This is a genomic window from Aquisalinus flavus, assembly GCF_014640095.1.
Lineage (GTDB): Bacteria > Pseudomonadota > Alphaproteobacteria > Caulobacterales > Parvularculaceae > Aquisalinus > Aquisalinus flavus.
The window spans coordinates 2,703,240-2,715,959 of the sequence record NZ_BMGH01000001.1; the positions used below are offsets into that span (position 1 = coordinate 2,703,240).

Consider the following 12,720-nt stretch of genomic DNA (forward strand, 5'->3'; position numbering starts at 1 on the left):
ACACCTTCATGCCTTGTAACATGCCGCTTGTTGCGGCGCGCCGGGCCTCGCCCTAAGTACCGGGGACCCTGCCACTATCCAGACAACATCAGGACGCTTCATGACCACCTATTCGCCGCGCGAAATCGTTTCCGAACTCGACCGTTTCATCATCGGCCAGCAGAAAGCCAAGCGCGCCGTTGCCGTCGCCCTGCGCAATCGCTGGCGCCGCCGGCAGCTCGAGGGCCTGTTGCGCGAGGAAGTCACCCCGAAAAACATCCTGATGATCGGGCCGACCGGCGTCGGCAAGACCGAAATTTCCCGCCGCCTGGCCAAGCTGGCCGGCGCGCCGTTCCTGAAGGTCGAGGCAACGAAATTCACCGAGGTCGGTTATGTCGGGCGAGATGTCGATTCCATCATCCGCGACCTGGTCGAGGTCGCCGTTGGCCTGGTGCGCGACAAGAAGCGCGAGGAGGTCAAGGCACGCGCCCACCAGATGGCCGAGGACCGCGTATTGGAGGCCCTCGTCGGCGAAAACGCCAGCGAGGGCACGCGCCAGTCCTTCCGAAAGAAGTTGCGTGAAGGCGAGCTCGATGACCGCGAAATCGAAGTCGCCCTGACAGATACCGGCCGCGGCGGCATGCCGACCATGGACATTCCCGGCATGCCGGGCGCCCAGATGGGCATGATCAACCTGTCCGACATGATGGGCAAGGCCTTCGGCGCGCCGAAAAAGACCCGCCGCCTCAAGGTGAAAGAGGCCTATGAACCGCTCGTCGCCGAGGAATCCGACAAGCTGCTGGACGAGGAAAGCCTGTCCGCAGAGGCGGTCGACCTGGTCGAGAATGATGGCATCGTCTTTCTTGACGAGATCGACAAGGTTACCCGGTCCTCGGAAAAGGCCGGCGCTGACGTCTCCCGCGAGGGCGTCCAGCGCGACCTCTTGCCGCTGATCGAGGGCTCGACCGTCACCACCAAATACGGGCCGGTGAAGACCGACCACATCCTGTTCATCGCATCCGGCGCCTTCCATATTGCCAAGCCGTCCGACCTGCTACCGGAATTGCAGGGCCGCCTGCCGATCCGGGTCGAGCTCGATGCCCTGACCAAGGAGGATTTCCGCCAGATACTGACCGACACCGAGGCCAGCCTTATCAAGCAATATCAGGCGCTTATGGCGACCGAGGGGCTGACGCTGGAGTTTACCGACGATGGCATCGACGCGCTCGCCGACAAGGCGGCGATGGTCAATGCCAGTGTCGAGAATATCGGGGCGCGACGGCTTGCGACCATCATGGAAAAGGTGCTGGAGGAGATTTCCTTTACCGCCACCGACAGGGGCGGCCAGAGCGTGACCATCGACGCGGCGTTCGTCGAGGATAATCTCGGCGATCTCGCCGCCAATGCCGACCTGTCGAAATTCATCCTCTAGGCCCCGTGAACAAGCCATCGCTCCTGTTTCTTGGGGGGTAGCGCAATCGTTAATAAGCGGATAAAATCCCTTGGAAAGTGGGGATTTGCGCATGGCTGACGGCAGCTCGATCAAGACTCAGTCGCTCGGAACTGGCGGGTTTATTGCCTATCAGGATGAAGAGCATGGCCTCGGCTTCCAGATCGCTTCAGAGCTGGCAAACGGGACGCGCGGCGGCGGCGGCCCGGCTGGCGACCATGGCAAGCAGTCGGCTTTTTCCTATCGGCTGACGAGCCCGCGCCGCACCACGGCCGACACGCTGGCGGCGCTCATCTCCAATGATGCCGAGCTTGCCATCGTTCCGTTGCAAAACGACCGCGCCGGCTATGACAAGAAAACACTCGCGACACTGATCGATTTCCAGGACTATGAAGTCGTCGGCGAGAAAATGGCGAGCGACCAGTATGTGCTCGCCGTGCCCAGCGCCATGGTCGAGGAACAGGCAGAGAGCGCCTTCCCGTCCGCCTATCGCGCCGGGTCCGTCGGCACGCTTGCCAATGGCCGTGCCGCCCAGACCGCGATCCGCCGCCGCATCGGGACGATTTACGCCACGCCCGACGCGCTTGACCGCTGCGGCGCCGCCGTCGATGGCTTCCGGGCCCAGGGCATCGAGATTTCGCGTCTGCCGGAGCATTCCAATCCGTACCGGGACGTTCTCAACGAGGCCTATTCCCTGCTCGATCCGGAACGCACGATCCAGACCAGCTTCTCGGAACAGCACAACAGCCTGAAGCGCACCAGCGAGATCAAGGGCAAGAATTACGGCAAGCCGCTTGTCGGCGTGCTCCTGCCCCTCGATGTCGTGCTCCTCGGCGACCGCAATTATCACGCCGATGCCAAGGACGCCAATCTGAGCGCCGATTATGTCGTCGTCGATCAGGGCCTGGTCGGCGGCCGCGGGATCGAGACGCATTTCCTGGTGATCAAGCGCAAGCAGCCCAGGACCGGGAAGCCGGGCAAGAACGGCAAATCGGAAGCGCCGGCGGACAAGATTGCAGGCGATGACGGCATCGTTGCCGGGCTGATGACAAGGATCGGCTTCAATACGTCCAAACATGTCCGTGTCCTGTTGAAAGTCGACACGCGCGGCCAGGGTGTCGCCGACACGGCTGAGCTGACCGAGGTGATGAATCGCGGCGGCCTGCGCCATACCCCGATCGTGCTCAACGACCGGCCGGACACGCTGCCGACCGTTTTCGAGATCGCGGTCCATTCCGATGCCGATCGCAAGAATCTGCACAGGGTGCTGACGAAGGCGTCGAACCCGGCGAAGGGCTGGCACGCCAGGGTGCTCGGCTGCTACGCCTCCGACCGGGTCATGCCGGATGCGCCCGTGGCAGCCAGGACGATGCCGGCGGCGGTGTGGGTGTTCCTCGCCGGCGGTTTCGCGATGGTGGGCGCGATTGCCACTTACCTGCTGATGAGCTGACCTTCGGGTGCGGTCAGCGCCGCGACCGGCTCAACGCTGTTTCTTCAGAAAGACATAGAACGCGCCGGAGCCGCCATGGCGCTGGTGCGACTGGCTGATCGAGGAGATATGTTCCCTGAACGGACCATCGGCCCAGTCGAGAAAGCGGCGCCGCAGGATGCCACGGGAGACCTGATAGCCGGGCTTTGTATCAGCATCGGGCGCGCCCTTGCCTGTAATCACCAGCACGGTCGCATGGCCGATGGCGCGGGCCTGCTCAAGAAAGCGCGAGAGGGCGACGAAGGCCTGTTCCTGGCTGAGGCCATGCAGGTCGAGCGTCGCGTCGATCGGCCGCCGGCCGCGCGAGACGTGACGAGACTGGCGCGGATCGCCGGCCTTGCTCACCGGCTGGCGATGGGTCTGTCCCGACGGTTTGGTGGTGACGACGCGGCGCTGGACAGCCGAGCGCGGGGCGGCTTCTTCCCGCTTGGCGGCGGACACATCCGTCACCGTCGGGGTAACAGCCTTGTCGTCGATTTCCGGCATGCGCACGGGCGGCATCGGGCGGACGGATTGCGTCAGCCGCTGCCACAGCCTGCTTTCATCAGGCGTCAGCTTGCGCTTGCGTGCCATCGGCCTCCAGCCTTTCGATGATGCTCAGCGGCAGGAGCGCGTAAAGGCGCCCGGTCCGGCGCATCAGCCCGGCCTCGCCGCCAGCCTCCCGCCCGCTGCCGATGAAGAGATCGCCGCGCACGGGGCCGCGGATCGCGCCGCCCGTATCCTGTGCGATGAACAGGCGCCGCATCGGGAACGGGTGATTATCATCCGTGTCGAGATCGACCCAGACCGGTGCGCCGAGCGTGTGATAGCGCCGGTCCACGGCGAGGGAGCGCATCGCCGTCAGCTGGATGCCCTGTGCGCCGAACGGGCCGAGTGCCGGGTCCTTGTCCTCCGTCACCATCCGGAAGAAGATGTAGGATTCATTGACCTGGCGCACCTGCGCCGCTGTTTCGGGCGGGGCTGTTTCCAGCCATTCATAGATCGACTGCATCGAGACCTCCTCAAGCGTCAAGGCGCCGATGCGCACGAGCTCGCGCCCGATCGCCGTGTACGGATGACCATTCGGAGCGTCATAGCCGACATGGACATCGCGCCCGTCGATCGACAGGCGGCCCGAGCCCTGGATCTGCAGAAACAGGAGGTCGTTCGGATTCATCCATGCAAGAATTCCGGTATCCGGCCTGTCGCTCATGATCTGGGCATGGGTATCATAGGGAACGAGCTCGCCGCTCTGGACACGGCCGGCGAGACGCGTTCCCGCCAGGTCTGACCGGAAAGCCCCGAGATCGATCGTGACGAGGTCGCCTGGCCGTGTCAGCACCGGCGCGGAATATTCGTCCGTTGGCGTCGCGGAAGCCGGAAAGATCGGCTCGAAATAGCCGGTAAACAGCCCGTCCCCGGTCATCACGGGATCGGCATCGGCCTCGACCACCGGCTGCGTGAAATGCACGGGGGCGAAATATTGCTCGAAAAATGCGCGTGCCTCATCCAGCGTCACATTACCGCGCTGGACCAGGGCCAGCGCCGCCTCGCAAGACGGCTGCCAATCGGCCTTGGTGCCGCCAAAGCTGACCGGCTGATCTTCGGCAACATATTCGACTGGATTGGCTGACGCTCCAGCCGGGCGGGCCTGCAGGGCGATGCAGGATCGCAGGAACGGCTCGAGTGCCTCGCGGTGATCGTCGACGGCCCAGCCCGGCAAGGCGGCAAAGGAGACGACCTCATAGCCCAGGGGCGGCAGGTTGACTGCGCGCGCGACGCTGTCCTTGTCATCGGTGCCGAGCGGCATCTTGATCAGGAGCAGGACAACAAAGGCAAGGATGGCGAGCGCGGCGACGGCCTGCCATATGCGGGTCTGGAGATGCATCCTGTTCCTCTTACCGAAAACCGATTGGCCGGAAAATGCAGTGTATCAGGATACTTCCGGTGCGGAACCGCCCGTTTCGACCAGTATCCAGTTCGGATCGCGGCTCTTTAACGCCCGGGCGAAGGTCCACCTGTCGCGCACCAGGTCGATCCGGTTGGGGTCGCCCTCGACGATCTCGCCCTTCTGGTCCCGCAGCACGCGCACCTGGTCGGAGCGGAAATCGACGGTGATGCGCAGCATGCCATTCTCGACATTATAGCCGGCGAAGCTCGCACTCTCGATACCGACGAAACTCAGCTCCGATGTCTGGCCCGCATCCCGGCGCGATTTCACCGCTGCCTCGAAGGCACGGTAGACGCCCGGGTCGAGATACGGTTTGACATCGGCAAGCCTGTCGCCGGCGAACGCCTCGACAATCATCTCATAGGCGGACTTGGCGCCGTTCAGGAATTCAGCGGCGCGGAAATCGGGCCAGGCATCGCGGATCGGCTCGGCCCAGGCCGGTTCGTTGCCGGTGCGGCTGACCGGTTCTTCGGGCACGGTCGGGTGAACCTCTTCGGCCGGTTGGGAGAAGGGCGGCTCTTCCTGCTCGTCGGGCTCATGCCCGCCCCGTGTGCCGAGCACCATATACAGGCGATAGCAAACGAAGACTGCAAGCGCGGCGAAAATAATAGTCGTCAAATCCATAATGCTTTCTGCGGTTGTTGGGCGCGGTGAGGCAAGAGGTTTCAAATCATGCCTCACAAACCTATATATGTCCCACAGGTAAAAACCTAGGGCACCGGGCGCAAGCGCTCGTTTTCGTGTCCGCCGGAAACGGCGCCAAATGACAACCGGGAAGGACCGACGGTTTCGCATGATCCTATATCTTTTCTTGCTGCTGATCGCGCTGCCTTTCATCGAGATCTATATCCTGATCAAGGCCGGCTCGGTATTCGGTGCCGGCTGGGTCATCCTCGCGACCATCGCCACCGCGGTGATCGGCGGGGCCATCCTGCGCTGGCAGGGCCTGCAGGCCCTGAACCGGCTGCGGAGCGACATGCAGCAGCAAACGTCCCCGGTTCAGCCGGTCGTCGATGGCGTGTTCCTGCTGATCGCCGTGCCGTTCCTGATCACCCCGGGATTCGTGACCGACACGATCGGTTTCCTGTTGCTGATCCCGTTCGTGCGCCACGCCATCGCCCGGGCTTTCCTCAAGAAGATCAAGGGATCGATCGATCGCGGCGAGACCCGCATCATGTTTCGCCGCTTCTAGCTGTCTGGCCGGGAGCGGACAAAACCCTTGCGGCCTGTCCCGTCCCCGCCATAGTGTTGCGAGCGATAACAACAGGTCCCAAGACCGTTCCGGGAAGGAAATGACATGCTGAAATCAAGGTTTTTGGCCGGCGCGATCGGCGCCGTGTCGGTCACGGTTCCGGCCCTTTCCGCCGACGCGGCGCCGCAACTGGCGCAGGTCTTCACCGACCACATGGTGATCCAGCGCGACAGGCCGGTGCCGGTCTGGGGCGTGGCCGAACCGGGCGAAAAGCTCAGCGTCTCCTTCAATGGCCGTACCTATCGCGCCACCGCGGACCGCGATGGCCGCTGGCAGGTCGATCTCGACCCGATCGCGGGTGGCGGACCCTTTGCCCTGTCGGTCAGCAACCGGGATGGCGCCCAAGACAGTATTGCCGATGTGATGGCCGGCGACGTCTTCCTGTGTTCGGGCCAGTCCAACATGGAATATCCGGTCGAACGGGCGCTGAACCCGGGCCGGGTTCTGGGCCAGGCCGATGACAGCACGCTGCGCCTCCTCAAAGTGCCCAAGGCGACGACGCCCTCGCCCGCCGACGACTTCGGTGCCGCGATCGCATGGCAGCACGCCGGGGCGGACTCCGTCGCGGGCTTTTCCGCCGTCTGCTATTTTTTCGCCAAGGACCTGCAGGCCGATGTCGATGTTGCGATCGGCCTGATCGATTCCTCCTGGGGCGGCTCCCAGATCGAGGCGTGGATGAGCGCCGCCGCGCTGACCAAAACCGGTCTTGACGATGACAACCTCGCCCTGCTCTCCGCCTATGCCGCCGACCCGGCAGATGGCACCCGGAAATTCGGTGCGATCTGGGAAGACTGGTGGGCGGGGGCGATGCCCTCCGACCCTGCGCCGTGGACGCTTGAGGGTTCGCAATACGAGCGCTGGAAACCGGTCCCGACACCGCACACGAGCTGGACGCTATGGGAGAACGAGGACACCGGCAGCCATAACGGCATCGTCTATTACGCCACCACCCTGTCACTGACCGCCGACGAGGCCGCCGCCGCCGATACCCTGGCGCTTGGCCAGATCGACGAGCTGGACGTTGCATGGATCAATGGGGAGTTTGTCAACGCCACCTTCGGCTGGGGTACGCCGCGCAGTTATGATGTGCCGCAAGGCGCTTTCCGGGAGGGTGAGAACACCATCGTCGTCAGCGTCTACAGTGCCTGGGACCAGGGCGGCATGACCGGCCCGACCGGCGATATTGCCCTGAAACTGGACGGGGGCGAAACCATCCCCCTCGGCGACAGCTGGACCTATAAGGTCATCCCGGCATCCGTCGGCGCCCCGCCAAGCCCGCCCTGGACATCGGTGACCGGTCTGACAGGCATGTATAACGCCATGATCGCCCCGCTGGGCGAGATGCCGCTGACAGCGGCGCTGTGGTATCAGGGCGAATCCGATGCCGGCCAGCCCGAGACCTATGATGACTATCTTGCCGCCATGATCGAAGACTGGCGGGGCCGTTTTGGCAGCGAAATGCCCTTCGGTATTGTCCAGCTTGCCAATTTCGGCGTCCTGCAATCAGGGCCCGTCGAGTCAGGCTGGGCCGGATTGCGCGAAGCCCAGCGCGCCGTTGCCGCCGCGGACGAACACACAGGCCTGATCGTCAGCGTCGATGCCGGAAACCCGCGCGATATTCACCCGGCGGACAAGCTGGTCATCGGCCAGCGGGCGGCGCGGCTGATGCGCGATCTCGCCTATGGTCAGGACGTTGCCACCGGACCCATGGCGCGGTCGTCGATTGCGCAGAATGGCACGATCACGGTCAGCTTCGATGAGGTGAACGGCTCGCTCGCCGTGATCGGCGGGACGAGCCCGAACGCGCTTGAACTGTGCCCGGCGGGCGGCGAGCCCTGCCGCTATGTCAGCGCCGCGATCAATGGCAGCGAGCTGGAAATCGACAGCGATGTGACCGATGGCGAGATCCGCTATTGCTGGGCAGATGCCCCTATCTGCACCCTTTATGACGAGGCCGGTCTGCCGGCAGCCCCTTTCGGGCTGATGATCCAGCTGGAATGAGACGCGGCTGACATCCCGGCCCGCGCTTGCCGGATACCGGCGGGCGTGGTAGCAGCCCACTCTTTCAGAATTCAATCATCCCGATAAGGATCAGATCATGTCCGAAACGAACAATATCGGTCTTGGCGAAGGCCAGACTGGCGACCAGCCGAAAGGCGCCGTGATGCGCGTGGCGAGCCAGTATGTCAAAGACCTTTCCTTTGAGAACCCGAACGCGCCGATCTCCATGCAACAGGCGCAGGAAAAGCCGGAAATCCAGCTCGAGGTCAATCTCGGCGCCCGCCCCATGGGCGCCGATTTTCCCATGGGCAAGGACTTCTATGAAGTTGAAATGTCGATCAGCGCCCGCGCGTCGAACCGCGAGACCAAGGACCTGCTCTACGTCGTAGAGACCAACTACGCAGGACTGTTTCTGATCCAGAACATTCCTGAACACTCGATGGGCGCCGCCCTGCTGGTCGAGGCCCCGCGCCTCCTGTTCCCGTTCGCCCGCCAGGTGATCGCCGAGTCCGTGCGCGGTGGCGGCTTTACCCCGCTGATGCTGGAACCGCTCGATTTTGCCGGCATGTATCGCGCCCAGCTGGAGCAGCGCGCCTCCCAGCTGAAGGCGGCCGGCCAGAATTCCGACGGCAGCGAGCCGCCGGCCGGCCAAGCCTAGGTCTTGTCGATACTCTGACGGAAAAGATCAGCCCGCTTTGAGCAGTTTCGCCCAGAGCGGGCTTTCCATTTCCGCGATGAAGGCGGCATGGGCCGCTTTTTCCCCGTCACTCAGTGACCGGTCGAGCGGGACCGGCCGCTGCAGCGCCTTGCCGCCAATCGAACCATCCTCCTCGCCGTCGCGCAGCGTGGTGAAATCAAGCCCGGCCTGCGCGCCGCCGGTCAGCTCGATATAGACCTCAGCCAAAAGACGGGAGTCGAGCAGTGCGCCGTGGCCGTGACGCTCGCGCTCCGCCGTGTCGATACCGAAGCGCGAACACAGCGCATCAAGAGAGGCCGGCGCGCCGGGGAATTTCCGCCGGGCGAGCTTCAGCGTGTCGATGACGCTGTTCGCCAGTGCCGGCAGGCCGCATTTCTTCAATTCATACTGGATGAAGCGCATGTCGAAGTCGGCGTTATGCGCGATCAGCTCCGCATCGGCGATGAACGCACAGAATGCCTTGCCGACGCTGTCATGGCCAAAAACCGGCTTATCCCTGAGGAAAGCCGCCGACAGGCCGTGGACGCGCTCGGCATCGGGCGGCATGTCACGTTCCGGGTTTATGTAGACATGAAAGGAATTGCCCGTGATCGCGCCGCGCACCAGCTCGATCGCGCCGATCTCCACCACCCTGTGTTCACCGGGGTCGAAACCCGTCGTTTCCGTATCGAATATGATTTGCCGCATGGGACGATATCAGCATTGTTCGTTGGCAGCGGCAAGAAATACAGCCATGCCTGAAGGCCCTCAGTAAGCGTACTTTTCCAGAATCAGCCGGTACACATCGCTGACCTCGGCGGCCGTTTCCTGCAGGGAAAGGTCGGTGCGGACGACATAGTCGGCGCGGGCGGTCTTCTCGGATTCTGGCATCTGCCGCGCGACGATGGCGTTGAACTTTTCCCCGGTCATGCCGGGCCGATCCATCACGCGGCGGCGGCGCACCGCCTCGGCGGCAGTGACGACGACGACTGCCTGAAACGGGGTCTCAAGATGCTTCTCGAACAGCAGCGGGATATCCATGACGCAGGCCAGGGCACCTGCCCGCTGGGCCCGCTCGAACGCCAGCGCCCTGTCCTGCGCGACCAGCGGATGAACGACCGCTTCGAGCGCCGGGAAATCGCCCGGGTTGGCGAGAAGATGTGCCGACAATTTGTCGCGCGAGACGGCACCATTCTTGATGACATCGGGGAAAAGCTCCGAGACCGCCTCGACCGCCGCGCCACCCTCCGCGTAAAGACGATGAACCGCCTCATCGGCATTCCAGGTCTGCGCCCCGAGGCGGGCGAACATGTCTGCGACCGTCGACTTGCCCATGCCGATCGACCCGGTGAGCGCGATCGCGACCGGCGCAATACGGCCGAGCAACCGGTCTTCAAGGTGAGCCATGAGTTCAGGGGTAACGGTCGGCCTGATGCCCGTCCAGTGCTCGAATCCCGGGACGGCCTGATAGGCAAGCATGGCCAGGCCGTTGAACGTCTTGAGGCCGCGCGCCTTCGCGGCGGCGAGCAACGGCGTTTCCATCGGTGTGTAGATAATATCGGCGACGACCATGTGATCGGGCACCCCGGAAAGGTCGATCGCCAACGGCGGCTGACCATGCATCCCGAGGGATGTTGTGTTGACGATCAGATCGTAAGCGGAAAGATCCTGCACAAAATCAGACCAGTCGACAACGGTCGACAGAAAGCCGAACCGGGCCGCCAGTGCCTCTGCCCGCTCGCGCGTCCGGTTGGTGACGTCAATCGTCTCGAACCCGGCCCGGTGAAGCGCCATGCACACAGCCGGCGCGGCGCCGCCTGCCCCCAGCACCAGGGCCCGGGTCTTGCGGTCCGGCTCGGCCGCCATCACCGCGGCATGGAAACCCTCTTCGTCGGTATTGTCGGCATGGACCCCGCCGCCGGAGAACACGAGCGTGTTTGCAACACCAAGCGCCTTGGCCCTGTCGCTTGCCGTATCGGCCGCCCGATAGGCGTTTTCCTTGTGCGGTATCGTTACATTGATACCAGTAAAGTCATCGCGCTTCAGCCGTGCGATCAGGCCGCGGAACTCTTCCTCGCCGCCCTCGCAAGGCAGGTGTTCATAGGACCCGGTGACGCCGTGCTCGCGCCGCCACCATGCATTGATTACCGGCGACAGGGAGTGGCCGACGGGCCAGCCTGCGATACCACCCCTGAACCGTGCCTGTGTCATCAATACTCCAGCTGCTTCTGCTCGCGCAGGAAAGCGAGCAGCGGCAGCAAAGGCAAGCCCAGGATCGAGAAATAGTTACCATGGACCTGATGGAACAGGCGCGCGCCGATGCTCTCGAGCTGGTAGGCCCCGACCGAAGACAGGATTTCCTCGCCCGCTTCGGCAAGATATCTGTCGATGGTATCATCGCTCAGTGTACACATGGTCAATGTCGGATAGTCGATGACCTGCCAGAGTATGGTTTGCCCCCGCGCAATGCAGGCCGCGCTGTAAAGCGTGTGCTTGCGGCCCGAGAATTCCCTCAGCCTGGCGCGCGCCTCGTCCATGTCGACGGGCTTGTCATAGAGATGGCCATCGAGACCGAGGACCTGGTCGGCGCCGATGACATAGGCGTCCGGATGGTTGCGGCTCACAGAAAGGGCCTTGGCTTCGGCGAGCCGCATGGCGATATCGCGCAAATCGTCGCCATCGCCCAGACATCTTCGCTTGATCGCAGCCTCGTCGACTTCGCTCGGCACGATGTCGAACGGCACGCCGGCATTGCGCAGCATCTGCGCCCTGATCCAGCTGCCGGAAGCGAGGATGATCCTGCTCATGATATCCGTCCCGATCTGTCTGGCTTTAATCGTGGCCGGCTCGTTTTGCCGACAATTTCGAAATGATCTGAGCCGCGGTTTCTTCGACGGATCGGCGGGTGACGTCGATCACCGGCCAGCCCTTGCGCAGGAACAGGCGCTTTGCCCGCGTGACTTCCTGGCGCACGGCGGACGCATCGGAATATTCCATCGCCTGCTGCTGATCGAGATTTTTCAGGCGGCTTTCCCGGATCTGCACCAGGCGGTCCGGGCTCGCGGTCAGACCGATAACCAGCGGCTTTTTCAGGGTTTCCAGTTCCGGCGGATGATCATTGGTCGGCACCAGCGGCACGTTCGCTGCCTTGACCCCGCGATTGGCGAGATACATGCAGGTCGGGGTCTTGGAGGTCCGACTGACCCCGACGAGGACGACATCGGCGGATTCCAGATCCCACAGCATCTGACCGTCATCATGGGCGAGGGTATAGTCGAGCGCGGCGATGCGCTGGAAGTAGTTCTCGTCCAGAGTATGTTGGGCCGCGATTTGCATGGTCTGTTCGAGACCAAGATAGCTGGCAAAAGCGTTGAGCAGCGGGTTCAGCACCGGTATGGCCGGCAATTGCAGCTCGGCGGACTTCACCTCGAGATGCCGACGCAGGGCAGGGTCGGCAATCGTGTACAGAATAATCCCCGGCGAACTCTCGATCCGGGCCAGCACCTCGTTCATCTGCTTGCGCGTGCGCACCAGCGTCGAGACATGCTCCAGCGGGCTGGCGCCCTCAAAGCGTGCCGCCGTTGCCTTGAGCATGGTACTAAGTGTCTCTCCGGTCGAATCGGAGACCAGATGAACGTGAAAATATATCTTGCCGGGCGCTGCCGGGCTGGCGGCTGCTTCTGCCATGTGGATAAAACCTCTATCTCTCCCCGATACAAGTCTCGCCACCATACGCCCAAAGCGCCGAGCCCACAAAGGGAAGAATCATTCCCGTGTTTCACCAGAACAAGTCTGTCCCCAGTCATACCGGGGTAAATGGCACGGCGTGTTTTACCCCAGATCTTTCTCACAGCCCGGGTAGGGCCTGTCATACTGGTAATGCTTAACGAAAGATGAATTTCCACAATGTCCACGCATATGGGCGGACTGTGCGGAAGTTGTG

General features: G+C 63.2%; 12 protein-coding genes. 5 read left to right on the forward strand and 7 right to left on the reverse strand.

Annotated features, from left to right (window positions below; all coding sequences use genetic code 11):
- Positions 1–100 precede the first annotated feature (100 nt).
- Both hslU and IEV88_RS12330 read left to right on the forward strand, forming a co-directional pair.
- The gene (gene hslU / locus IEV88_RS12325; protein WP_188158158.1) at positions 101–1,411 is read left to right on the forward strand and encodes an ATP-dependent protease ATPase subunit HslU; all 1,311 of its coding nucleotides are present in this window, start codon (positions 101–103) and stop codon (positions 1,409–1,411) included.
- Between the two features lie 91 nt (positions 1,412–1,502).
- Positions 1,503–2,879, forward strand: a complete 1,377-nt coding sequence (locus tag IEV88_RS12330) for a hypothetical protein (RefSeq protein ID WP_188158157.1) — start codon at positions 1,503–1,505, stop codon at positions 2,877–2,879.
- A gap of 30 nt (positions 2,880–2,909) precedes the next feature.
- Here the strand turns inward: IEV88_RS12330 and IEV88_RS12335 are convergent, their stop codons facing one another.
- Genes IEV88_RS12335 through IEV88_RS12345 form a run of 3 tightly spaced genes read right to left on the reverse strand, consistent with a single transcriptional unit; the run spans position 2,910 to position 5,472 of the window.
- The gene (locus tag IEV88_RS12335; RefSeq protein WP_188158156.1) at positions 2,910–3,491 is read right to left on the reverse strand and encodes a Smr/MutS family protein; all 582 of its coding nucleotides are present in this window, start codon (positions 3,489–3,491) and stop codon (positions 2,910–2,912) included.
- A complete protein-coding gene (gene mltA / locus IEV88_RS12340; protein WP_188158155.1) occupies positions 3,463–4,785 on the reverse strand; it encodes a murein transglycosylase A in 1,323 nt (440 codons plus the stop codon). Before mltA ends, IEV88_RS12335 begins: the two co-directional genes overlap by 29 nt.
- A gap of 45 nt (positions 4,786–4,830) precedes the next feature.
- Entirely contained in the window at positions 4,831–5,472 is a 642-nt protein-coding gene (locus IEV88_RS12345; protein WP_188158154.1) for a Tim44/TimA family putative adaptor protein, read from the reverse strand.
- Between the two features lie 169 nt (positions 5,473–5,641).
- Between IEV88_RS12345 and IEV88_RS12350 the strand changes: the two genes are divergently transcribed.
- From IEV88_RS12350 to secB, 3 genes are all read left to right on the forward strand, one after another.
- Complete coding sequence (locus tag IEV88_RS12350) at positions 5,642–6,040, forward strand: FxsA family protein (protein ID WP_188158153.1); 399 nt, start codon at positions 5,642–5,644, stop codon at positions 6,038–6,040.
- A gap of 105 nt (positions 6,041–6,145) precedes the next feature.
- Positions 6,146–8,101: a sialate O-acetylesterase gene (locus IEV88_RS12355; RefSeq protein ID WP_188158152.1), complete on the forward strand. Its 1,956-nt coding sequence runs from the start codon at positions 6,146–6,148 to the stop codon at positions 8,099–8,101.
- 97 nt (positions 8,102–8,198) lie between these two features.
- A complete protein-coding gene (gene secB / locus IEV88_RS12360; RefSeq protein ID WP_188158151.1) occupies positions 8,199–8,759 on the forward strand; it encodes a protein-export chaperone SecB in 561 nt (186 codons plus the stop codon).
- A gap of 27 nt (positions 8,760–8,786) precedes the next feature.
- Here secB and dnaQ read toward each other — a convergent pair whose 3' ends face one another.
- Genes dnaQ through IEV88_RS12380 form a run of 4 tightly spaced genes read right to left on the reverse strand, consistent with a single transcriptional unit; the run spans position 8,787 to position 12,464 of the window.
- Positions 8,787–9,485: a DNA polymerase III subunit epsilon gene (gene dnaQ / locus IEV88_RS12365; protein ID WP_188158150.1), complete on the reverse strand. Its 699-nt coding sequence runs from the start codon at positions 9,483–9,485 to the stop codon at positions 8,787–8,789.
- Between the two features lie 60 nt (positions 9,486–9,545).
- Positions 9,546–10,988: a shikimate dehydrogenase gene (locus tag IEV88_RS12370; RefSeq protein WP_188158149.1), complete on the reverse strand. Its 1,443-nt coding sequence runs from the start codon at positions 10,986–10,988 to the stop codon at positions 9,546–9,548.
- Positions 10,988–11,584, reverse strand: coding sequence for a Maf family protein (locus tag IEV88_RS12375; RefSeq protein ID WP_188158148.1), 597 nt, complete (start codon positions 11,582–11,584; stop codon positions 10,988–10,990). The genes IEV88_RS12370 and IEV88_RS12375 overlap by 1 nt, the downstream gene beginning before the upstream one ends.
- 25 nt (positions 11,585–11,609) lie before the next feature.
- Positions 11,610–12,464: a pyruvate, water dikinase regulatory protein gene (locus IEV88_RS12380; RefSeq protein ID WP_188158147.1), complete on the reverse strand. Its 855-nt coding sequence runs from the start codon at positions 12,462–12,464 to the stop codon at positions 11,610–11,612.
- Positions 12,465–12,720: the final 256 nt, after the last annotated feature.